The sequence below is a fragment of the Mycobacterium sp. 1245805.9 genome, from assembly GCF_001672915.1.
Taxonomy (GTDB): Bacteria; Actinomycetota; Actinomycetes; order Mycobacteriales; family Mycobacteriaceae; genus Mycobacterium.
In genome coordinates, this window is record NZ_LZKR01000217.1 from 1 (window position 1) to 23,869 (window position 23,869).

Here is a 23,869-nt window from a genome sequence, read left to right on the forward strand (position 1 = left end):
CACCGGGCACGGCGGGACCGCCGGCCCCGGCGCCGGACGCACCGGGGGGCCCGGCGGGTCCGCCGGCACCCGGGGGGCCGAAGAGGCCGGCGGGGCCGCCGGCGCCACCCGCTCCGGCCGCACCGCCGAGCCCGCCCGCGCCGCCCGCGCCGCCGGTGCCGCCGCCCTCCCCGACGCTGAAGTCGCCCATCCCGCCCGCACCGCCGGAACCGCCGTTGCCGCCGGATCCGCCCTGACCGCCGTGCCCGCCGGTGCTCAAGAAGCCGACGGCGCTGCCGCCGGCGCCACCCGCACCGCCGGAACCGCCGGCGTAACTCGAGCCCGGCTGGCCGGGGGCGCCGGTGGCGCCGGCGGTGCTGTACCCGCCCTGACCTCCGGCACCGCCGTTGCCGCCGGATCCGCCGAACAGGGACTCGCTCGCGCCGCCGGCCCCGCCGGCGCCGCCGGCACCACCCTGCTGGCCCGCCATCGTGGCCGAGCCGCCGGCCCCGCCGTTGCCGCCGTTCCCGGCGGGCCCGCCGCCGAACAGTCCGTTCCTACCGCCGGCCCCGCCGTTGCCCCCGTTCACACCGGCCGCGGTAGCCGACGCCCCGGCCCCGCCGTTCCCGCCGTGGCCGAAGAAGCCCGCCGATCCGCCGTTACCGCCGCTTTGCCCGGTGCCCGCCGCCCCGGCGGCGCCGTTGCCGCCGTTGCCCCACAAGATCCCGCCGTCGCCGCCGTTGGCGCCCGGCGTGGTGGCGTCGGCGCCGTCGCCGATCAGCGGACGGCCCGTCAGGGCCTGGACCGGCCCATTGATCGCGGCCAGCGCGGAATCCAGCGGTGAAGCATTGGCGGCCTCCGCGGCCGCGTAGGCGCCCGCCGCGCCGTTCAGCGCCTGCACGAAGCCGGCGTGAAACGCCTCCGCCTGCGCACTCAGCGCCTGCTGTTCCTGCGCATAGGCGCCGAACAATTTCGCGATTACCGCGGACACCTCGTCCTGGGCCGCGGCCACCACCGACGTCGTCGAGGGCGCTGCCGCGGCGTAGGCCGCGCCGATCGTCCGCCCGATCCCGGCCAAATCCGCCGACGCGGATGCCAAAGCTCCCGATGTTGCGATCACATAGGAAGACACGGGTTCGGTTCCCCCTCGGTGGGGACGGGACGGCTACGGGACGCGGGTGATTTTAGGCGTAGGTTACGCGTGTCTAATACGGTTTGGAATCCGATTCCGAAAGTTTGAATCGGGTGTGATTTGCATACCCCGGACCCCCGCAGCAGGGCAGTGCTCTCGTTGTGTGACTGATGCGACAGGAGCGACTAGGGGTCAGGTTTGCTTCCCTGGCGGGGTCCGTTGGCTCAAGCGGCGGGTTGACGGAGCGGAAGGCCGGCGGCGCGGTACATCGCGTCGATGACGGTCATGTTCTCGATCGCTTCTTCCGGGGTCGTCTTCACCGGTTCACCGCGCAGCGCGGCCGCGCCGAACGCGTCAAGCTGATGCCCGTAGGTAGAGCGCCCGGCGGTGAAGTTCTCCACCCGCTTTCCGGCGGCCGACCGGACCGAGAACCGCTGGAACGGGATCAGCGGGTGGAGCCTCAGCTCGCCGCGGTCGCCGACCACCTTCACGGTCAACCGCGGTGGGGCGGCCGACCACATCGAGCAGTGGATCCGGCCGGTCTGACCGCCGGCAAACCTCAGCTCGGCCGTCATCGCTCGGTCCACGTTGGAACCGCGCAGTTTCGCCTGTGCCGCAACGACTTCCGGAGTCGAGCCGCCGTACCTGCGCACCATGTCCACGGCGTAGCAGCCGAGGTCCATCAGCGCGCCACCGGCCAGGGCGTAGTTATAGCGGTTGTGGGAGAGCTTCGGCATCCAGAAGCACCAGTCGGCCTCGACGCGCTCCAGCTTGCCCAGCTCCCCCGAGGCAATGATCTCCTCCACGCGCGCCGCGCACGGGTGATAGCGGTAGTGAAATGCCTCCATCACCACCCGATCCGACTTGGCGGCAAGCTCGGCGACCTCGCGGGCCTCGGCGGCGTTGGCGGTGAACGGCTTTTCGCACAACACGTGCTTACCGGCGTCAAGCGCCGCCCGAGTCCACCTGCCGTGCAAGCCGATTGGCAGCGGGTTGTAGACGGCGTCGACGTCGGGATCGGCGAGCAGCGCTTCGTAGCTGTCGTGCACCCGGGCGATGCCGTACTTGGCGGCAAAGGCCCGCGCCCGGGACACGTCGCGCGCGGCCACCGCGGCCACCACGACCTCGGCACTGTCCCGAGCGGGTTTGATGAGCGCCGTCGGCGTGATGCGCGCCGCCCCCAGGACGCCGATCCGCACCGGTGCGCCGCGTCCTGACACGGACGGGATGCTAGCAGTCGACCCGGGGGTCAGTTCGGCCGATGTCGATAGCGCCAAAACGCGCCGACATACACTCTCGCAATGGTCGCCGCCGATGCCTTGCGCCGCGTGGGAACTCGGCTTCGCGCGATCACGGCGTCACGCAAGCCCGGCCCTGTTCCCCGCGTGATGGTGATCTCCAACGTGGGCAGTTTCGGCGGAGGGGGTGCGCTCGACTTTCGCGATATGGTCCTGGCCATCCACGAAAAGCGGCCCGACGTCGACGTCGTCGCCGTCTGCCCGTGGAAGGGCAGCCTGGTGGCGGAATGCGCGCGGAACGATATCCGGACCAAGATCACCTGGATACCCGGCTGGGCCTTTCTCGTCCGGTCGCGCGCGCCACGCGTCGAGGCGCTCATCGGCACGATTCCGTACCTCGCGATTCTGCTCGTCGGCATATTGCAGGCGCTGTTCCTACTTGTCCGGCAGCGCCCGGCGATGGTGCTCACCAACACGATGGTCATTCCCGCGCACGCGATCGCCGCCAAACTGCTCGGCATCCCGCATTACTGGCTGGTCCGCGAGTTCGGAAAAGACGACCATCGGCTGTGGTTCCTGTTGGGCTACCGAAGAACGATCCGCCTCATCGGCCGGCTGTCGGAGGCGGTGATCTGCAATTCGCACGCGGTCGAGAACGCTCTGCTCGCGGTGGATCCAACGATGACGACGCACGTGGTCTACCCGGTCGTCGACACCCCGCTCGGCACACCGCCGGAGCGGCAGGCGGGCGAACGCATGCGGGCGGTGTTGATCGGTTACTTCTCCGAAGCGAAGGGACAACGCATTGCGGTCGAGGCGGTGGCCATCGCCCGGGGGGCCGGCGTCGACATCGAGTTGACCCTGGTCGGCGCCGGCAACCAGAAGCCGCTTCGCGAGCTCGCCCGACGCCTGGGCGTCGAGGACCTGGTCGACATCCACGGGCGCACCGGCGATGTCGGACCCTACTGGTCCGGCGCCCACGTCGGCCTGATGTGCAGCCAATGCGAGGCGTTCGGGCGAGTGACCGTGGAGGCGATGCGAGCGGGACTGCCGGTGTGCGGGACGAACGCGGGCGGCACACCAGAGATCGTCGATCCGGGAGTCAACGGACTGCTGAGCCCGGCCGGCGACGCGAACGCACTCGCCGCCAACCTGATGACGCTGGAATCCGACGAACACCTGCGCCGTAAGCTCGCCCTTCGCGCCGTGGAAACAACACGCTTTCAACGCGACCGCCACGACGATGAATTCACCACCATCCTAGGCCTGTCGTGAAAGCCTCCGCGCGCAACTCGGCCCGACGAGTGGGCGATTCTCACCCCTCCCGTCCGTAATGTGCGATGCTACGATCTCGCTTCGCCGGGACCGGGCCAAGCGTTGAGCCATGACCGGCTGAGGAGTTGAATTTGGCTGTCGGCGAATTGAGTGCGCGCGAGGCCGAACGCGTGGTGTGGGACGTGATCGTCGTCGGCACCGGCATGGGCGGCGGGATGTTCGGCTATTCACTGGCGCGCGCGGGCCGGCGGGTGCTGTTCGTCGAAAAGGGCCGCTCGACGTTGCCGGGAACGCCGGGAACGATCCGCGCGGCCATGCCCGAACTGGCCGAGCCGCGCGCCTCCCGTTCGGCAGAAACCTATTACGACGCCCTGGCCCGGGCCGGGCGCTCCACCGACGAGATCGAAGACATCAGCGGGCGGCGCCCGAAGCGGTTCGTGCCGTTCATCGGCAGCGGCACCGGCGGCTCCTCGGCGCTGTACGGCATGGTCTGCGAGCGGTTCTTCGCCCAGGACTTCACCCCGCGGCAAAACTTCCGCGACCCCGGGGATTCCACCGTGCCCGAGGCGTGGCCGATCACCTACGACCAGCTCAGCCCGTGGTACGCCGAGGCAGAAAGACTCCTCAATGTGCGCGGCGACGCCGACCCCCTGCGCCCCGAGGCCGCCGGCGTCGGATTGCCTGCGGCCCCGCCATTTTCGGCCGACAACCAGCCGCTGGTCGACTATCTGAGCGGCCGCGGACTGCACCCCTACCACCTGCCGATGGCCTGCGACTACACGCAGGGCTGTCCGACCTGTCAGGCCCATCTCTGCGAGCGGTCCTGCAAGAACGACGCGGGCCGCAACGGCGTGCTGCCCGCCGTGTCCGAGCACGGGGCGCACCTCCTCGACGAGTGCCGGGTGGTGCGCCTGGAGGCCGACCGCACCCGGGTGCAGCACGTGATCGCCCAGCGCCGCTCCGACATGCTGGCGCTGCGAGGCAAGGTGGTGGTGCTGGGCGCCGGCGCGCTGGCCACCCCGCTGTTGTTGCTCAACTCCCGCTCCGGCGACTGGCCGCGCGGCCTGGCCAACGGCTCAGATGTGGTGGGGCGCAACCTGATGCGTCATCTGATGGATTGGATCGAGGTCTGGCCGCAACCCGGCTGCAAGATCACGGCGGAGAACAAGGAAATCGGGTTCAACGACTTCTATTTCTCCGACGGCCAGAAATACGGCACGGTGCAGTCGGCGGGCGCGATGGCGAATTTGGCGTCCATGGACATGTTCACCAACCAGCCCGGCTGGCAGCCGAAGGCACTGCGCCTGATCAGCCCGGCGCTGCGGCCGATCTACGATCGCTTCTTCAACGGGGGTCTGGTGCTGGCCCCGATCATGGAGGACCTGCCGTATCTGGATAACCGCGTCCTGCCGAGTGATCGACCCGGCGAGGATGGGCGCCAGCGGCTGCGACTTCGATATCGGTTGCACCCGAGCGAGGTCGAACGCCGCAAGGTGTTCATTCGGCGGATAAAAGAGGTGTTAGGGCCGTTTCGCACCCTCACACTGCGAACCGGCGCAAACAACTCGACCCTGGGCCACGTCTGCGGCACGTGCCGCTTCGGCACCGATCCCACAACCAGCGTTCTCGACCCCCAGAACCGGGCGCACGAAGTGGACAACCTCTACGTCGTCGACGCCTCGTTCTTCCCGTCCAGCGCCGGCTTGAACCCCAGCCTGACGGTGGCGGCCAACGCCTTGCGGGTGGCCGAACACGTGAACCAGGCGCATTTCGCCACCGGACCGGCCGCTGAAACCGCCGCTGCGCGAGCCTGATTCAGCCAACTCGGTTGAGGCGGGCGAAGTCTTCCACGAAATTCGCCGCGGCCGCGACGCTTTCGGCTGGTTTGGTCATCTGCGTGGCGACCTCGCGGGCGCGGGCGACGTATTGCGGGGCGAGGATGGTCCGCAGGTCCTCGACCAACGATTTCTCGGTCGCGGTCGAAAAGCGCCGGGCCGTGCCGACCTTGAGCCGTTTCACCGCGGCTCCCCAGATCAGCTGGACGTCCGCCATCCACAGGATCAGCGTCGGGACTCCGGCGCGCAGGCCCGCGGCCGTGGTGCCCGCACCGCCGTGGTGAACGACCGCGCGACAGGCCGGAAAGATTGCCGCGTAATTCATCGCGCCCACCACTTTGACGTGTTCGAAATGGGGGACGTTGCCGAAATCGGTGGCGGCGGCGCATACCAGCGCCCGTTCGCCCAACCGCGCGCATGCCCTGCCGATCATGGCGATCGTGTCGGCGGCGGCCTCGACCGGAATGCTGCCGAACCCGAAGAAAATCGGCGGCGCCCCCTCGGCAATCCACGACGCGACCTCATCGTCGGCATCCGTCGGCGATTCCAGCGTCAGCGTGCCGACAAACGGCCGCCGACGGTCGAATTTCGCCCATTCGGCCGCCAACCCGGGGAAGCACACTTCGTCATACGCCTGGATCTCCAGCGATCCCCGCTCGGCGATCCGCCCCGGCGCGGGGCCGGTGACCTTGGGCAGGCCCAATTCGCGGCGCTGCGTGTCCTCGACCTTTTTCACCCCGCGCCAAACCAGCCACTCGTAAACCCTCATCGCCGCGCGGATGACCGCGGGCGGCAGCGTCGGAACGAGGCGGCCGTTGACCCGTATCGGGAACCAAAGCAGCGTGGCCAGCGGGATGTCGCGATACTCGGCGACGTTGGCGGCGAGCTCCTGGTAACTCATGCCGGTCAACAGCAGGTCGGCGCCGTCGGTCAGCGAGGTCAGCATCTTGCTCATCTCGGCCCAATGCCGCGTGCCGGGTTCCCGAGATTCACGCAGATGGGCGCGCACCTCCCGAATCCGCCAGAAGTTCCGGAAGAAATACGCCCAGAAGTTGCGCGTCGATTCCAGCCACGTCTGGATGTCCGGCCCGTAGTCGACCGCCGTGAGCCCAGCCGCCTCGGCGAAACCCACCAGGTCGGGCGGGACCGCCATGCACACGTCATGCCCGCGCCGGCGCAGCTCCCGCCCGACGGCGACGCCGGGCTCGACATCGCCGCGGGTTCCGTAGAACGCCAGCACATATTTCATGCGTGATCCTGGTCCTTCACTTCCCGTGCGCATTGAAGCGAAATGAAAGCGGCAGACCCGGTGCCCAGCTCAGCCGCCCAGCAGCATAACCCCGATGCCGGCGCTATCGACCGCCAATCCGAAAGTTTTGAAAAGCCCGCCGATGCGGCGGCCCACGACGGCGATTTGGCCTCCCGCAGACTGCATTTCACCGGCTTTGCTGCGCCGGACACAAATATGTGTTCGCCAAATGCTCGGCCGCTCGGATGCGCGCGAGGCTAATCTGCTGTGATGAATCGGTTCGACCGCACGAACGCCCGCCAGGCGTGACGGGCGAATCTTCCGTTATAGGAGGCTAATCAGTGCCGACCCGGATCCGCCGCGCGCGCGCATCCTCGAACAACCGCGCGTCCGACGGCGAGGCGCCGCCGGACAATCTGCTGGCATTGGTGGACCAAGGATTCGTCGCCGGACAGCGCGCCATCGGCCAGACCGAAGTCATGCAGGTCGTGTGGGTCTACGAGCATCCGATCGACTTCGACGGGCTGAAACGCTTTCACCACAATCTCGGCTACGGCTTGTCCGGACGGCTCATCGAGCGATCGCCGCTGCCGTTCGGCCGGCATCGGTGGGTCGTCGATCGGGGGCCGTCGGAGATCCATTTCGCTGACCAAGCCCGGCCCCGCTCCGACCTCAGCGACTGGGCCGACGAACGCTCACAGGTTCCGGTCGACCCCGAAGCGGGGCCCGGCTGGCACATCAGCGTCCTGCCCCTGACCGACGGCTCGACCGCGGTCACCTGGGTGATCTCCCACTACATAATTGACGGCGTCGGGGGTCTCGTCGCAGTCGCCGATGCGATCCTGGGCGCCAACCGCGATCTCGGCTACCCGCCGCCGCGCTCGCGGACCCGACTGCGCGCGGCAGCTCAGGACCTGCGCCAGACGGCTCGAGACGCACCCGACGTTGCCCGGGCGTTCGTTGCGTTGGCGCAACTGATCCGCCGTCAGCGCCGCGAACCCGACCAACCGAAACCCCTCGCCCGCCGTGTCGACGACGGCGCGGACCCCGTCATCGTGCCGGGCATCGCGATCCTCGTCGACCTGGATCAATGGGATGCCCGTGCAGAGTCGCTCGGCGGAACGAGCACGACGCTGGCCGCCGTGGTGGCCGCGAAACTGGCGGAGCACCTGGGGCGCCGGCGGGCCTCCGACGGCGCCGTGACGCTACAAATCGTCATGACCGACCGCGCCGAGGGCGACACCCGCGCGCTCGCGGTGTCGTTTGCCCGGGTCAGCCTGGACCCGGCCGGGCTGACGACCGATCTGCGCGACACCCGGGCCGCCATCAAGCAGGCGCTGAGGACCCTGCAGAGCGCGCCGGACGAATCTTCACAATTGGCGGCCCTGTCCCCCTTCACCCCGAAGCGGACGTGGAAACGGGGTGTCGAGGCGCAGCTCAACGATCCCGACATGCCGGTGATCTACTCCAATCTGGGCGACGCCGGTTCGGTGGTGAGCTGCGCCGACGGCACCCAATGCGAGCACGCCTGGGCGCGCGGGACCAGGCAAAACGCAACGCGCCAGCAGCTGGAGCGGACGGGCGGCCACATGCAGGTGGTGTCGTGCCGCACGCCGGGGATCGGCAAGGTTTACCTGACCGTGGTGGCCTATCACCCGGGCGCCGAGAACACCAAGCCCGCCCTGCGCGAACTGGCCGCGCGCACGCTGGCCGACTTCGGCCTGACCGGCGAGATCGAGTAAGGAATCGCTCCCCGCGCCCGCCCCGGGACGCCATGCTGAGAAGTTCCTTAAATCCTGGTCAGGCGCTGTTGGACTCCATTAGGTTTGCATCCGTAATTGGACGCGTGTCGGTTAGGGTGGTGCGGTGGTCTGGGGCAGTGTGCGCGATGTTGAGCCGGTGCGGTCCGATATCGCCGTCGAGAGCGGTCAGGATGCCGGCCCGCCTCCGTCGACACCCCCGGTTTTAGGCGCACCCAAAAAGAGTCGCCGCAACACGGGGCCCGCGATCTTCCGGGGCCTGCGGCGGCTTTGGATCCCGCTGGTCATCCTGATGGTGATCGCCGTCGGAGGATTCACCGTGTCGCGCCTGCACGGCCTCTTCGGCTCCGAGAAGCGCCTCTCGTATGCCGACACCAGAGTCGACAACAAACCCTACAATCCCCAGCACCTGAGGTACGAGGTCTTCGGCCCCCCGGGGACCGTGGCACTGATCAGCTATTACGACGACACCGGTTCGCCCCAGCACGTCGACGCCGCCACCCTGCCGTGGTCGCTGGAGTTCGCGGTCACCGCGGCGACGGGCATCGGAAGCGTTGCGGCGCAGGGTGATACCGACAGCATCGGCTGCCGCATCCTCCTCGACGGAGTGGTGAAATCCGAGAAGGTCACCAACGAGGTCAGCGCCTTTACGTCCTGCATGCTCAAGGGCTCATGACCAACCATCAGCTGCAGCACCGTCGGCCATCGATAGCGCGGACGATCCGGCGTTTTTCGGTCCTGATCATCCTGGGGTGGCTGGCGATCATCGCGGCGTTGAATGTTTTCGTTCCCCCGCTGGAGCAGGTCGAGAACCAACATTCGGTTTCCCCGACTCTCACCGATGCGCCGTCCGCCACCGCCTCCCAGCGGCTGAATGAGGACTTCAAGGCAGCCGACCAATCCGGCCAATCGGGTTCGACGAGTGTCGCGACCATCGTGTTGGAGGGTCAGCAACCCCTCGGCGACGACGCCCACCGATATTACGATCGGTTGATTTCCCAGCTAAAAGACGACCCGAAGCATGTGATACATGTCAACGATTTCTGGGGTGATGAATTAACCAGGCAGGCGGCGCAAAGCGCCGATGGTAAGGCCGCGTATGTTCTGGTGATTATCTCTGCCGGCAACGAGTCGATCGAAGCCGTTCAGCATATCGTCGCACGGACGCCGGCGCCGCAGGGAGTCAAAGCGTTCGTCACCGGACCGGCGGCGATCGTTTCGGATATGAGCCACAGTGGTGACAGAACGGTCGCCACAATTACTCTGGTAAGCATTGCGGTGATCTTCTTTACGCTGCTTATCGTCTATCGTTCGGTCATCACCGTGGTTCTTTTGTTGGTGGTGGTGGGCATCGAATTAATGGTTGCCCGCGGAATTGTCGCTTTTATTGGCTATCACGGAATCATCGGGCTGAGCACCCTCGCGGTCAACCTGCTGGTATCCCTCGTGATCGCGGCCGGAACCGACTACGGGATATTTTTTATCGGCCGGTATCAGGAGGCCCGTCAGGCCGGCGACGACCGAGAAACGGCTTTTTACACCACCTACCACGGGGTCGCCAAGGTCGTCGTGGCCTCGGGTTTGACGATCGCCGGGGCGCTTTACTGCCTGGTCTTCACCCGGCTGCCCTCCTTCTATGTACTCGCCGTCCCGTGCGCGGTGGCCGTGCTGGTCGCCGTCGCGGTCGCGGTCACGCTGATCCCGGCGGTCCTCACGGTCGGCAGCCGTTTCGGTTTGTTCGAACCCAAACGGAAAATCAGCTTCCGCGTGTGGCGACGGGTGGGCACGGCGATCGTCCGATGGCCCGCGCCCATTCTCGCGGCGGCGTTGGCGGTCACGCTGATCGGGCTGCTGACGCTGCCGGGCTACAACCCCAGCTACAACGACCAGAAATTCATCCCCAAGGACATTCCCGGCAATTTGGGCTACGAGGCCGCGGCCCGGCATTTCCCCCCGTCGGCAATGATGGCACCCGAAATTCTGTTGGTCGAGGCCAATCACGACCTGCGCGATTCGGCCGATTTTCTGGTGCTGGACAAACTGGCCAAGGCCGTCCTCGCCGTGCCCGGCATTTCGTCGGTGCAGGCCGTGACCCGGCCCGAGGGAACCCCGATCAAGCACACGACGATCCCGTATTTGCTCAGCATGCAGGCGGCCGGCCAGCAGCAATTCCTCACATTCCAGAGGGCGCGCATGAACGACCTGCTCAAGCAGGCCGACCTGATAACCGAGGCGATCAACGTTACGCAGCGCATGTATGAGGTGATGAAGCAATTGGTCGCCACCACGCATGACGTGGTCGCCAACACGCACGAAATGCAGGCCCTCACCAGCGAGTTGCGGGATCACATCGCCGATTTCGAAGATTTCTTCAGGCCGCTCCGCAGTTACTTCTATTGGGAAAAGCACTGTTACGACATTCCGATTTGCTTCGCGATCAGAAGCATCTTTGATTCGCTCGACGGCGTCGACGCGGTGAGCGACAAGCTGATCCTGCTGGTGGCAGACCTCGATCAGGTCGACGCGCTGCTGCCGCAGATCCTGGCCCAGCTACCGCAGACGATCGCGATCATGCAGGAGTCGCGGACCATGCTGCTCACCATGCACAGCACCATGTCCGGCGTCCTCGGCAACATGGGCGACAACAGCAACAACTCGACCGCCATGGGCAGGGCGTTCGACACCGCGCAGAACGACGATTCCTTCTACTTGCCGCCGGAAACGTTGAAGAACAAAGACTTCCAGCGAATCATGAACATCTTCGTGTCGCCGGACGGCAAGGACGTCCGCATGCTGATCCTGCAGAAGGGCGACCCGTCGTCGTCCGACGGCCTGTCGCGGGTGGACGCGATCAAGAGCGCCGCCGAGGAGGCGCTCAAGGGAACCCCGCTGGAAGACTCGAAGATTTACCTCTCCGGCACGGCGGCGTCGGTGCGCGACCAGGTGCGGGCATCGACAATCGACCTCATGATCGCGGGAATCGCCGCGCTCTGCCTGATTTTCATCGTCATGCTGATCATGACGCGGAGTTTCATCGCCGCCCTGGTCATCGTCGGCACGGTATTGCTGTCGCTCGGCGCTTCCTTCGGGCTCTCCGTATTCGCCTGGCAGAATTTGCTGGGCATACAAATACATTGGTCAGTGCTGGTGATGTCGGTGATCGTCCTTTTGGCGGTGGGCTCCGACTATAACTTGCTGCTGGTGGCCCGGATGAAAGAGGAAATCGGCGCGGGCATAAACACCGGCATCATTCGCGCCATGGGCGGCACCGGCAAGGTCGTGACGAACGCGGGCCTGGTGTTCGCGTTCACCATGGGCTCCATGCTCGTCAGCGACCTGCGCACCATCGGTCAGGTGGGCACGACGATCGGCCTGGGGTTGCTGTTCGACACGCTGGTGGTGCGCGCGTTCATGACGCCGTCCATCGCCGCGCTGCTGGGTCGCTGGTTCTGGTGGCCGCAAAAGGTTCGCCCCCGGCCCGCGAGCACCATGCTGCGGCCCGCTGGACCCCGTCCGTTGGTGCGTGCCCTACTGCTGAGATAGCGGCGATCACGTGGCGCATTTTCAGTTCAGGACAAGACCGGCAACCGTGGGGAGCACCGTGGCACAAGGCGATAGCGGAAGCAGCTGCTGCCGCGTCGACGTGCCCGGTCCGGGCGCGTTCACCGGCGGCGCGGTGAAGGCCACATGAGCACCGAAGGCCAACGGCCACCGTTCTTTGCGCGGACGATCCGCCGGATTTCCCTCGTCGTCATCCTGGCGTGGGTGGCCTTGACGGCGCTGGTGACGTTCGGGGTGCCTCCCCTGGAGCGGGTCGGCGAAGAGCACTCGGTACCCCTGGCACCGCAGGACGCGCCCTCGGTGCGGGCCATGACGAGCATGGGCCAGGCCTTCAAGGAGTCCGATTCGGACAGCTTCGCGATGATCGTGCTGGAGGGGCAGCAGCCGCTCGGCAACGACGCGCGCACCTACTACCGGGAACTGGTCCGCCAGTTGAGGAACGACCCCCGGCACGTCGAACACGTGCAGGACCTGTGGGGAGATCGCCTCACCGCGACGGGCGTGGAAAGTGCCGACGGCAAGGCCGCGTACGTGCAGCTGAATCTGGCCGGCAATCAGGGCACCACCTTGGCGCAGGAATCCGTGACTGCGGTCCGCCAGATCATCAAGCAGACGCCGCCCCCGCCCGGTGTCGAGGCCCATCTCACCGGCCCGGCGGCGCTCATCCCGGACATGGTGCGCAGCGGCAACGACTCGCTGCTGAAGATGACGCTGATAGCCGGCGCGATCATCTTCGTGGTGCTGCTGCTGGTCTACCGGTCGGTCACCACCGTGATCCTGGTGGTGATCGGGGTGGGCGTCGAAGTCGGCTCGGCCCGAGGGATCATCGCGTTTCTCGGCGATCACAACATGGTCGTGCTCTCGACGTTCGCCATCAATCTGCTGGTGACGCTGTCGATGGCGGCCGGAACCGACTACGGCATTTTCTTCTTCGGTCGTTATCAGGAGGCGCGTCAGGCCGGCGAGGATCCCGAAACCGCGTACTACACCACCTACCGCGGCGTCGCTCCCGTCGTCCTGGGTTCCGGTTTGACGATCGCCGGGGCAATGCTGTGCCTGAGCTTCACGCGGATGCCGATTTTCCAGACGATCGGCGTGCCCTGTGCGGTGGGCATGCTCGTCGCGGTCGCCGTCGCGGTCACGCTGGTCCCGGCGGTTCTGACCATGGGAAGCCGGTTCGGGCTGTGTGACCCCAAGCGCAAGCTGGCGCAAAAACGATGGCGGGGGTTCGGCACCGCGATTGTCCGCTGGCCCGCGCCCATTCTCGTCACGACATTGGCGGTCGCACTGGTCGGCCTGGTGACGCTTCCGGGCTACCAAACAAGCTACGACGACCGGCCCTATCTACCCAAAGACCTTCCCGCCAATCTGGGGTTTGCGGCCGCCGATCGCCATTTCTCGCAATCGCGAATGTTGCCCGACATTCTGACGATCCAAGCCGACCACGATATGCGCAATCCGGCGGACTTTCTGGTGCTGCACAAGATAGCCAAGGCGATTTTCCGGGTTCCGGGGATTTCCCGCGTGCAGGGCATAACCCGCCCCGAGGGAACGCCGATCGAGCACACCTCGATACCGTTCCTGATCAGCCTTCAAAACTCGTCCCTGATGCAGAACATGCAATTCATGAAGGCCCGGATGAACGACATGCTCACGGAGGCCGACTCGCTCGCCAAACAGATCGCGATATTGAAGCACCTGTACGAATTGCAGAAGCAGCTCACCGCCGTCGCCCACGAAACGGTCGGGGTGGCGAAAGAGATGGAATCCATCGTGGACGAGCTGGAAGGCCACGTGGCGGACTTCGACGACTTCTTCCGCCCGATTCGAAGTTATTTCTACTGGGAAAAGCACTGCTACGACATCCCCATCTGCTTTGCGTTGCGGTCGATATTTCAGCTGTTCGACAGCGTCGACGCGCTCAGCGACAGATTGCACATGGTCGTCAAAGATGCGGAGAAGGCGGACGAGCTGGCGGCGCAGCTGCTCCTGCTGACGCCGCCACTGATCGCGATCGCGGAGGCCACGCGCGTGACGCTGTTGACGAACCACAGCACCACGTCCGGGCTTTTCGGTCAGCTGGACGAGGCGAGTCGGAACGCAACCACCATGGGGCAGGCGTTCGACGCCGCCAAGAACGACGACTCCTTCTTCCTGCCCCCGGATGTCTTCCAAAACGCCGACTTCCAGCGTGCGATGAGTTCCTTCGTGTCCCCGGACGGGAAAGCGGCCCGGTTCATCATTTCGCACCGAGGCGATCCCGCGACGCCCGAGGGCATAGCGCGGATCGATCCGATCAGGACGGCGGCCGAAGAGGCGCTCAAGACGACTCCGCTGGAGAGCGCCAAGATTTCCATTGCCGGCGCCGCGGCGACCTACAAGGACTTCGACGACGGCTCGAAATACGATCTGTGGATCGCGCTCGTCGGTGCGCTGTGCCTGATTTTCGTCATCATGCTCGCGCTTACGCGAAGTTTTGTGGCCGCCCTGGTGATCGTGGGGACGGTGGTGCTTTCCTTGGGCGCATCGTTCGGGCTGTCGGTTTTGGTGTGGCAGTACGTTCTGGGCATCAAGCTGCACTGGATGGTGCTGCCGATGTCGGTGATCGTCCTGCTGGCGGTGGGATCCGACTACAACTTGCTCCTGGTGGCCCGGATGAAAGAGGAAATAGCCGCCGGCATAAACACCGGCATCATCCGCGCCATGGGTGGCACCGGGAAGGTCGTGACGAACGCCGGGCTGGTGTTCGCCTTCACCATGGCCTCGATGATCTTCAGCGATTTGCTGGTCATCGGCCAGCTGGGTACCACTATCGGCCTGGGCCTGTTGTTCGACACGTTGGTCGTGCGCTCGTTCATGACGCCGTCGATCGCCGCGCTGCTCGGGCGGTGGTTCTGGTGGCCCCAGACGGTCCGCCCGCGCCCCGCCAGCTACATGCTTCGCTCCGAGGGGCCGCGCGGGCTGGTGCGGTCCCTGCTGCTGCACGACGAGCATCGCGACGACGACGCGGCCACGGTCGAACTCCCGCGGGTGACCGTCTAGGTCGCGGGCAATAGTGCCCGCAGTTTACGGAATCGGAATCGGTGCGCCGGTAAGGAATTTCGCCAGGGTTTGCTCCAACGCGATCAATCCCGCCAGCGTCAAATACGTCAAAACCAGTGCTTCGTATGCGATATACACGGGTAGCTCAAAGAAGCTCAAGAAGAATTTCAGCACACCCGTCGTGCTGTTGTAGAGGCTGTTGAACGCTGCGAGGAACCCGGCCGGCGCGTCGATGAGCTCTTGAATAATCGAGTTCGAATCGGCGGCCACGGACGCGGCGTTGACGGCCTCGGCGGCCGCATAGGCGCCCCCGCCCGCCGTCAACTGCTGCGCGAATTGCTGGCCGAACGCCGACGCCTTCCCGACCAGCCCCTGGAAGCTCTGGGCGGCCTGGGAGAACACCTGGGCGACGGCCGCCGACACCTCGTCGGCGGCGGCGGGTATCACCCCGACGGTCGGCGCCGCCGCCGTCAGGTGTGCCGCACGGAGCGTCGAACCGATAGCAGCCACATCGTTTGCCGCCGCCGCCATCAACTCCGGTGTCGCCATCACATACGACATATCTATCCTCCAGCCGGTCACCGGCGACCCAGCGGTGAAGCAAGAAGCATGGCTGGGTGACGCCCGTCACGGAGATTACACACAAGTACAACGGCGCGGGGCAGGTTCCAGTGATCGCCAAGAAATAAAACTTTCCGCATGTTTTGGGGCCCTCCTCGGGGCCGCCGCATACCTACACCCCGCCAGCCCGCGCGGTTGGAGTCACTCCGGAAACCGTCCCGGGCGGCTTCGATAAGCCGCTACTTCATCGCCGACGGTCGGCCCCGCCGCCGGCGGAATTGCGGCGGCATGGACTCGGGAGCGTCAGGATCTCAGCTGGCGTCGCGCAACATCGGCTGCGCCGTCGCGGACAACTCGACGACCACCGTCGCCTCAGCAAACAGATCGACGGCGTCGGCGATGGTGCGGTCGACGAACGAAGCGAAATCCTCGAAGGAGATGCTCTCCTGGATCCACCGGGACCTGCGGGCGACCAGGCCGACACGTTGCGGATCGGCGCAACCGTGCACGATCGCGGTGACTTTGCGGTTCTGCTTGTTCCACGTGTCGGCTAACCGGGTGAGCCAGGGGCGGTCGGCGGCGCGGAAGGAGCCCGCGGGAGCGACCCCGATGACCAGCATGTCGCCGAACGACGGTGCGATCTCGAGGTGGATGTGCAGCCGCCTGGCGTCGGCGTTGGCGACACAGAAGTATTCGCCGTCGTGCTCGCCCTTGAGGAACTGCAGCCCGCAGGTGCGTACGTAGCGTTCGATCAACTTGGCGCAGAGCGACTGACTCATCATGAGGTAGATCCTGCGGCCAGCGACTTTGAGGACCCTTTGAGCCGAGCTAACCGGCATCGAAGAATCTACTGAGAATTTGCTGAGCGACCTTGGCCGTTTCGGCCGACCAGGCGCGCAACCTCGACCATCGCCGACGTGATCTGCGCGATCTCCCGGCCGGAGCAGACGTACGGCGGCATCGCGTAGATCAGGTTCCGGAACGGGCGCAGCCACACGCCGTGGTCCAGCGCCGCCGGGGTGGCGACGGCCAGGTCGACCGGCCGGTCGCATTCGATGACTCCGATGGCGCCGCACACCCGCACGTCGGCCACGCCGGGCAGCGCCCGGGCCGGTCGCAGCCCGTCCACCAGCCCCGCGGATATCTCGCCCACCCTGGACCGCCAGTCCTGGGCGAGCAGCAGCTCGACGCTGGCCACCGACACCGCGCAGGCCAGCGGGTTAGCCATGAACGTGGGCCCGTGCATCAGCGCGCCGGCCTCCCCCGCGCTGATGGTGTGCGCGATGTCGGTGCTGCACAGGGTGGCGGCCAGGCTGAGGTACCCGCCGGTCAGCGCCTTGCCCACGCACATGATGTCCGGGCTCACCCCGGCGTGGTCGGCGGCGAACAGCTCACCGGTGCGCCCGAAGCCGGTCGCGATCTCGTCGAAGATCAGCAGCACCTCGTGCTTGCTGCAGGCCTCGCGCAGGTCCCGCAGGTAGGCCGGGTCGTGGAAGCGCATCCCGCCCGCCCCCTGCACGACGGGTTCCACGACGACGGCCGCCAGTTCGGGGGCGTGTTGGGCCAGTTGGGCCTCGAACGCCGCGCTGTAGGCGGGGTCGTAGTCGCGCGGCACCTGCGGGGCGAACACCTGCCGGGCCAGGATGTCGGTCCACAGCGAGTGCATGCCGCCGTCGGGGTCACAGATGCTCATCGGGGTGAAGGTGTCGCCGTGGTAGCCGCCCCGCCATGTCATCAGCCGGTGCTTGGTGGGCCGGCCGCGGCTGCGCCAGTACTGCAGCGCCATCTTGACCGCGACCTCCACCGACACCGACCCGGAGTCGCTGAAGAAGACCGTCTCCAAGCCCGCCGGCGTGATCTCCACCAGCAGCCGCGCCAGCCGGGCCGCGGGCTCGTGGGTCAGCCCGCCGAACATGACGTGGTTCATGGTGGCCAGCTGCGCGGCCAGCGCGGCGTCCAGGTCGGGGTGGCCGTGCCCGTGGATCGCGGTCCACCACGAGCTCATCGCGTCGAGCGCCTCGATGGGCTCGCCGTCGCGGATCAGCGTCAGCCAGGCGCCTCGCGCGCCGACAGCCACGACGGGCGCCACCGCTTCCCGGCCGATGGTGCTGTAGGGGTGCCACAGGTGCGCCGCGTCGATCGCGCTGATCTCCTCGGGCGTGAGCCCGGTCCTCGCCGCAGGCATAGAGATCGAGCGTAGAGGCAGCCGGTTCGCACAATTCGCGGCCATCGGGGACCATCTATGGCCATGGCTTCGCCGCACCAGACCGACGACCCCAACCCGGGGGACCAGATCGCCGCCGCGCCGGCGCCCGAGCGCCCCGACCACCAGGCGCCGCGGGTGCTTCGCCTGCGGATCGCGGCCTGGGACGTCATCTGTACGGTCACGCTGCTGGTGCTGCTGTTGGTCCTGGCCACGGCGACCGACTGGCCGGCGCGGCTCTTCGGCTACCTCGGGAAGGTCTGCCAGGGCGAGGACTGCGGTCCGGTCCCGTTCGGGATCGACTACTACATTCACCCGGTGGTGTGGGGCGGCATCGGCGCGGCGATCGCCGCGGCCGGAATCGGCCCGTTCGTTTCGCTCCTGAAGGGCTGGTACATGTCCTTCTGGCCGGTCCTGGCTCTCGTCCTGCTCATGGTCGCCTCCGCGGCCGGCTTCATCCTGACCACCTTCAGCGAGCGCTACTGGCTCTGACGGCGCGGGCGCCCGGCTGAGACCCAAATCACAACTGGGCACCCACAATTGGGACGGCCAGTCACCGTCCGGTCACGTTACGACAAAAAATCCCTCGTACGGCCGACCAGGCATTTTCCGCCGACCACTTCTGTTGTAAAAGTGTCTCTAGTGACTGGTGTGAAACTGGGCGGCGAGCCGGCCGGGTTCATCGCCAAGCGTCATGCAGCGGCGTCGGGCCCCGACGGGGGGGCCTTCTCCGCCTGCACTAGCGGCCGACGCGCGAAGTCACCGCGACGAGGCCCATGACCCAAGAAGGTGGGAACACCATGAAACGCATGTTCGCTTTCGCGGTCGGTCTCGCGATGCTGGTGGCCCCGTTGGCCACCGCCAGCATCGCGACCGCCGACCCCGGCACCCGGCCGATGGACTACCAGCAGGCCACCGACATCGTCGTCATGCGCGGTCTTTCGCAGCGCGGCGTGCCGTTTTCCTGGGCGGGCGGCGGCGTCACCGGCCCCACTCGCGGCAAGGGCACCGGGGCCATGACCGTCGGTTTCGACGCCTCGGGCCTGATGCAGTACGCCTACGCCGGCGCGGGCATCAAGCTGCCGCGTTCCTCCGGTGAGATGTACCGGCTGGGCCAGAAGGTGCTGCCGCAGCAGGCACAACGCGGTGACCTGATCTTCTACGGTCCCGAGGGCACCCAGAGCGTCGCGATGTACCTCGGCAACAACCAGATGCTCGAGGTGGGCGACGTGGTCCAGGTGTCGCCGGTGCGTGCCAACGGGATGACTCCGTACCTGGTCCGGGTTCTCGGCGTCCAGCAGACCCCGTTCCAGCAGGCTCCGCTGCAGCAGGTGCCCACCCAACAGGCGCCACTGCAGCAAGCGCCGGTCCAGCAGGTCCCGACCCAGCAGCCGCCACTGCAACAGGCGCCGGTGCAGCAGGTCCCGACCCAGCAGGCACCGCTGCAGCAGGCGCCGGTGCAGCAGGCTCCGGTGCAGCAGCTGCCCCTGCTGCAGCAGCCGCAGCAGGCGCCGGTGCAGCAGTCGCCCTACGGCATCACGCGGTAGCCGTCAGCCGGGGCCGTTTCGCCCCGCCGAACACCCGCCACTTGCTCCCTTGAGCAGGCTCGCCGCCAGGCCGGCCGTCAGGAGCGGGTGGCGGTTTTCGGATAAGTTGGCGGTTGACCATGCAGACCCTGTCGCCGCCCCGTCCACCGGTTGCCGCCGCACCGGTGCCGGCGCGCGCGACCGGGTTCTACCGCTACGACCTCGACGGCCTGCGCGGCATCGCGATCGCGCTCGTCGCCGCGTTCCACGTCTGGTTCGGGCGGGTGTCGGGCGGCGTCGACGTCTTTCTCGCGCTGTCCGGGTTCTTCTTCGGCGGGAAGATCCTGCGCACCGCCCTCAACCCGGACCTCGCGCTGTCGCCGGCGGCCGAGGTGGTCCGGCTGGTCCGCCGGCTGCTTCCCGCCCTGGTGGTGGTCCTGGCTGGCTGCGGGCTGCTGACGGTCCTGGTGCAGCCCGAAACCCGCTGGGAGACGTTCGCCGACCAGAGCCTGGCCAGCCTCGGCTACTACCAGAACTGGGAGCTGGCCAACTCCGCGGCGGACTACCTGCGGGCGGGCGAGGCCGTCACCCCGCTGCAGCACATCTGGTCCATGTCGGTACAGGGCCAGTTCTACGTCGCCTTCCTGCTGCTGGTCGCCGGGTGCGCCGTCCTGCTGCGCCGTCCGCTCGCGGCGCACCTGCGCACGGTGTTCCTGGTGCTGCTCGGCGCGCTGACGGTGGCCTCGTTCATCTACGCCGCCATCGCCCATCAGGACAACCAGGCGCTCGCCTACTACAACAGCTTCGCGCGGGCCTGGGAGTTGCTGCTGGGCGCGCTCGTCGGCGCCGTCGTGCCCCACGTGCGCTGGCCGATGTGGCTGCGCACCGCCCTCGCCGCCGCCGCGCTGGCGGCGATCGTGTCGTGCGGGGCCCTGATCGACGGCGTCAAGGAATTTCCCGGCCCGTGGGCGCTGGTCCCCGTCGGGGCCACCATGCTGATGATCCTGGCCGGGGCCAACCTGCCGGCCGGCGCCGGCGATCGGCTGCCGCTGCCGAACCGGATGCTGGCGGCGGGGCCGCTGGTGGCGCTGGGCGCGATGGCCTACTCGCTGTACCTGTGGCACTGGCCGCTGCTCATCTTCTGGCTGTCCTACAGCGGCCACCGCCACGCCGGCTTCGTCGACGGCGCGGCGGTGCTGCTGGTCTCCGGGGTGCTGGCCTACCTGACCACCCGGCTGGTCGAAGACCCCCGCGCTCCCCTGGTCGCCGCGCCTGCGCAGACCGACGATGGCGCTGGGGTCGATGGTGGTGCTGCTCGCCGTCACGCTCACCGCGACGTCGTTCACCTGGCGTCAGCACGTCACGGTGTTGCGCGCCGCGGGCAAGGAGCTCAGCGTCCTCAACCCGCAGGACTACCCGGGCGCGCGGGCCCTCACCGAGCACGTGCGGGTCCCGGCGCTGCCGATGCGGCCCAGCGTGCTGGAGGTCAAGGACGACCTGCCGATCTCGACCCGGGACGGCTGCATCAGTGACTTCGTCAACCCCGCGCTGGTCAACTGCACCTACGGCGACGTCGCGGCCACCCGCAGCATCGCGCTGGCCGGCGGGTCGCACGCGGAGCACTGGCTGCCCGCGCTCGACCTGCTCGGCCAGCAGCACCACTTCAAGGTGGTCACCTACCTGAAGATGGGCTGCCCGTTGTCCACCGAGGAAGTCCCGCTGATCATGGGCAACAACGCCCCGTACATGCAGTGCCGCGAGTGGGTCCAGCGGACAATGGCCAAGCTGGTCACCGACCGGCCCGACTACGTGTTCACCACGACGACCCGTCCGTGGAACATCAAGAGCGGCGACGTGATGCCGGCGACCTATATCGGCATCTGGCAAACGTTGTCGGACAACAACATTCCCATCCTCGGCATGCGAGACACCCCGTGGCTGGTCAAGAACGGCAAGCCGTTCGACCCCGCGGACTGCCTGGCGAAGAAGGGCGGCAGCCCCGAGTCGTGCGCGGTCAAGCGCTCCGACGTGCTGGCCGATCGCAACCAGACGCTCGACTTCGTCACACAATTTCCGTTGCTGAAGGTCCTCGACATGTCGGACGCGATCTGCCGCGCCGACGTCTGCCGCCCCGTCGAGGGAAACGTGCTGATCTACCACGGTGCGCACCACCTGTCGCCCACCTACGTGCGGAGCATGAGCAACGAGCTGGGCCGCCAGATCGGGGCCAGCACCGGTTGGTGGTGACAGGCCGCCGCACGCGGGCGCGGATAAGGTCGGATGATGCCAACGAACAACCCAGCCTCGGGGAAGGGCGTTGCGAAAGGCGCCGCCGCGCAGGATGCCGGCAGCACCCAGCCCAGACTGGCCACGGTTTGGCCGGGAAACCCCTATCCGCTCGGCGCCTCCTATGACGGCGCGGGCACCAACTTTTCGCTGTTCTCCGAGATCGCCGACAAGGTCGAGTTGTGTCTGATCGACGACGCCGGGAGCGAATCGCGCATCCCGCTGGATGAGGTCGACGGATTCGTCTGGCACGCCTACCTGCCCAACATCGTCCCGGGTCAGCGTTACGGCTTTCGGGTCCACGGCCCCTTCGACCCGGCGGCCGGGCACCGGTGTGACCCCAGCAAGCTGCTGTTGGACCCGTACGGCAAGGCCTTCCACGGCGATTTCGACTTCGGCCAGGCGCTGTTCTCCTACGACCTCAAGGCGGTCGACCCGGACGGCCCGAACGCCGACGGGCTCGACCCCGGGACTCCGCCCATGGTGGACTCGCTCGGCCACACCATGACCAGCGTGGTGAGCAACCCGTTCTTCGACTGGGGCTCCGACCGGGCCCCGCTCACCCCGTACCACGAGACCGTCATCTACGAGGCCCACGTCAAGGGCATGACGCAGACCCATCCGGGCATCCCCGAGCAGCTTCGCGGCACCTACGCCGGGCTTGCCCACCCGGTGGTCATCGACCACCTGAAGTCGCTCAACGTCACCGCCATCGAGCTGATGCCCGTTCACCAGTTCATGCATGACTCGCGACTGCTGGACCTCGGGCTGCGAAACTACTGGGGCTACAACACCTTTGGCTTTTTCGCCCCGCACAACCAGTACGCGGCCAACCGCACGGCCAGCGTCGCCGAGTTCAAATCGATGGTGCGCAGTTTCCACGAGGCGGGCATCGAGGTCATCCTCGACGTGGTGTACAACCACACCGCCGAGGGCAATCACCTCGGTCCGACGATCAACTTCCGCGGCATCGACAACGCGGCCTATTACCGGCTCGTCGACACGGACCTGCGGTTGTACAAGGACTACACCGGCACCGGCAACAGCCTCAACCCCCGCCACCCGCACGTGCTGCAGCTGATCATGGACTCGCTGCGTTACTGGGTGCTCGAGATGCACGTCGACGGGTTCCGCTTCGACCTGGCCGCCACGCTGGCCCGCGAGCTGCACGACGTCGACCGGCTGAGCGCGTTTTTCGACCTGGTGCAGCAGGATCCGATCGTCAGCCAGGTCAAATTGATCGCCGAGCCGTGGGACGTCGGCGAGGGCGGCTACCAGGTGGGAAACTTCCCGGGTTTGTGGACGGAGTGGAACGGGAAGTATCGCGATACTGTGCGCGACTACTGGCGGGGGGAGCCCGCGACCCTGGGCGAGTTCGCCTCCCGGCTGACCGGGTCGTCGGACCTCTATGAGGTGACCGGCCGGCGCCCCAGCGCCAGCATCAACTTCGTCACCGCCCACGACGGGTTCACGCTGCACGACCTGGTTTCCTACAACGAGAAGCACAACATGGCCAACGGCGAGGACAACCGCGACGGCGAAAGCCACAACCGGTCGTGGAACTGCGGCGTCGAGGGCCCCACCGACGACCCCGACATCCTGGCACTGCGCGCCCGCCAGATGCGCAACTTCTGGGCGACGCTGCTGGTCAGCCAGGGCACGCCGATGATCGCGCACGGCGACGAGTTCGGCCGCACCCAGAACGGCAACAACAACGTCTACTGCCAGGACTCCGAATTGTCCTGGATGGACTGGTCATTGGTCGAAAAGAACGCCGACCTGCTGGCGTTCGCGCGCAAGGTGACCACCCTGCGCAAGAACCATCCGGTGTTTCGCCGGCGCCGGTTCTTCGAGGGCGAGCCGATCCGAAGCGGCGACGAGGTCCGCGACATCGCCTGGCTGAATCCGAGCAGCCGCGAGATGACGCACGAGGACTGGGGCGAGAGCATCCACAAGTGTGTCGCGGTGTTCCTCAACGGCGACGCCATCACCGCGCCGAACGCGCGAGGCGAGCGGGTGGTCGACGACTCGTTCCTGTTGTGCTTCAACGCCGGTGAGGACGAGGTCGAGTTCGTGATGCCGCCCGACGACTACGCCCAGGAGTGGACCGTGGAGCTGGACACCAATCATCCCGCCGGTGAGGCGGACCAGGTGGTCAGCGCCGAGGAGAAGGTCCCGCTGCCCTCACGTTCGCTGCTGATCCTTCGTAAGACCTTGTGACG

15 protein-coding genes and 1 pseudogene are annotated in these 23,869 nt (G+C 67.0%); 10 read left to right on the top strand and 6 right to left on the bottom strand.

From position 1 onward, the window contains the following. Positions 1-1,078, bottom strand: a 1,078-nt coding sequence (locus A9X00_RS27755) for a PE family protein (protein WP_232006963.1), incomplete at its 3' end; no start/stop codon positions are given. 257 nt (positions 1,079-1,335) lie between these two features. After that, positions 1,336-2,331 (bottom strand): Gfo/Idh/MocA family protein, encoded by a 996-nt coding sequence (locus A9X00_RS27760; protein WP_067161147.1) that lies wholly within the window; start codon positions 2,329-2,331, stop codon positions 1,336-1,338. 81 nt (positions 2,332-2,412) lie between these two features. On the opposite strand from A9X00_RS27760, the gene A9X00_RS27765 reads away from it, so the two are divergent. Both A9X00_RS27765 and A9X00_RS27770 read left to right on the top strand, forming a co-directional pair. Next, positions 2,413-3,624, top strand: a complete 1,212-nt coding sequence (locus A9X00_RS27765; RefSeq protein ID WP_067161151.1) for a glycosyltransferase family 4 protein — start codon at positions 2,413-2,415, stop codon at positions 3,622-3,624. 131 nt (positions 3,625-3,755) lie between these two features. Then, a complete protein-coding gene (locus A9X00_RS27770; protein ID WP_067161268.1) occupies positions 3,756-5,438 on the top strand; it encodes a GMC oxidoreductase in 1,683 nt (560 codons plus the stop codon). Between the two features lies 1 nt (position 5,439). On the opposite strand, the gene A9X00_RS27775 is transcribed toward A9X00_RS27770, so the two are convergent. Further along, positions 5,440-6,708 carry a glycosyltransferase gene (locus tag A9X00_RS27775; RefSeq protein ID WP_067161154.1) on the bottom strand — a complete coding sequence of 423 codons (1,269 nt, stop codon included), beginning with the start codon at positions 6,706-6,708 and terminating at the stop codon, positions 5,440-5,442. A gap of 341 nt (positions 6,709-7,049) precedes the next feature. Between A9X00_RS27775 and A9X00_RS27780 the strand changes: the two genes are divergently transcribed. The 4 genes from A9X00_RS27780 (at position 7,050) to A9X00_RS27795 (ending at position 15,071) form a co-directional block, all read left to right on the top strand. Then, positions 7,050-8,450 (top strand): hypothetical protein, encoded by a 1,401-nt coding sequence (locus A9X00_RS27780; protein WP_067161157.1) that lies wholly within the window; start codon positions 7,050-7,052, stop codon positions 8,448-8,450. 277 nt (positions 8,451-8,727) lie between these two features. Beyond that, entirely contained in the window at positions 8,728-9,144 is a 417-nt protein-coding gene (locus tag A9X00_RS27785) for an MmpS family protein (protein ID WP_067161270.1), read from the top strand. After that, positions 9,141-12,011, top strand: a complete 2,871-nt coding sequence (locus A9X00_RS27790; RefSeq protein ID WP_067161160.1) for an RND family transporter — start codon at positions 9,141-9,143, stop codon at positions 12,009-12,011. Before A9X00_RS27785 ends, A9X00_RS27790 begins: the two co-directional genes overlap by 4 nt. A gap of 144 nt (positions 12,012-12,155) precedes the next feature. Beyond that, on the top strand, positions 12,156-15,071 hold the full coding sequence (locus tag A9X00_RS27795; RefSeq protein WP_067161162.1) for an RND family transporter: 2,916 nt from the start codon (positions 12,156-12,158) through the stop codon (positions 15,069-15,071). A 24-nt stretch (positions 15,072-15,095) separates the two neighbouring features. Here the strand turns inward: A9X00_RS27795 and A9X00_RS27800 are convergent, their stop codons facing one another. The 3 genes from A9X00_RS27800 to A9X00_RS27810 all read right to left on the bottom strand — a co-directional run bounded on the left by A9X00_RS27800 (position 15,096) and on the right by A9X00_RS27810 (position 17,817). Next, positions 15,096-15,632: a PE family protein gene (locus A9X00_RS27800; RefSeq protein ID WP_067161165.1), complete on the bottom strand. Its 537-nt coding sequence runs from the start codon at positions 15,630-15,632 to the stop codon at positions 15,096-15,098. A 311-nt stretch (positions 15,633-15,943) separates the two neighbouring features. Beyond that, on the bottom strand, positions 15,944-16,411 hold the full coding sequence (locus tag A9X00_RS27805; RefSeq protein ID WP_232006964.1) for a hypothetical protein: 468 nt from the start codon (positions 16,409-16,411) through the stop codon (positions 15,944-15,946). A gap of 68 nt (positions 16,412-16,479) precedes the next feature. Then, a complete protein-coding gene (locus A9X00_RS27810) occupies positions 16,480-17,817 on the bottom strand; it encodes an adenosylmethionine--8-amino-7-oxononanoate transaminase (protein ID WP_067161171.1) in 1,338 nt (445 codons plus the stop codon). 63 nt (positions 17,818-17,880) lie between these two features. Between A9X00_RS27810 and A9X00_RS27815 the strand changes: the two genes are divergently transcribed. From A9X00_RS27815 to glgX, 4 genes and pseudogenes are all read left to right on the top strand, one after another. Then, complete coding sequence (locus A9X00_RS27815; RefSeq protein ID WP_067161272.1) at positions 17,881-18,327, top strand: hypothetical protein; 447 nt, start codon at positions 17,881-17,883, stop codon at positions 18,325-18,327. A 308-nt stretch (positions 18,328-18,635) separates the two neighbouring features. Beyond that, a complete protein-coding gene (gene ripD, locus A9X00_RS27820; protein ID WP_067161275.1) occupies positions 18,636-19,382 on the top strand; it encodes an NlpC/P60 family peptidoglycan-binding protein RipD in 747 nt (248 codons plus the stop codon). Positions 19,383-19,501: 119 nt separating this feature from the next. Then, positions 19,502-21,608: pseudogene (locus tag A9X00_RS27825) on the top strand (acyltransferase family protein). A 36-nt stretch (positions 21,609-21,644) separates the two neighbouring features. Then, a complete protein-coding gene (gene glgX / locus A9X00_RS27830) occupies positions 21,645-23,867 on the top strand; it encodes a glycogen debranching protein GlgX (protein WP_067161278.1) in 2,223 nt (740 codons plus the stop codon). Positions 23,868-23,869: the final 2 nt, after the last annotated feature.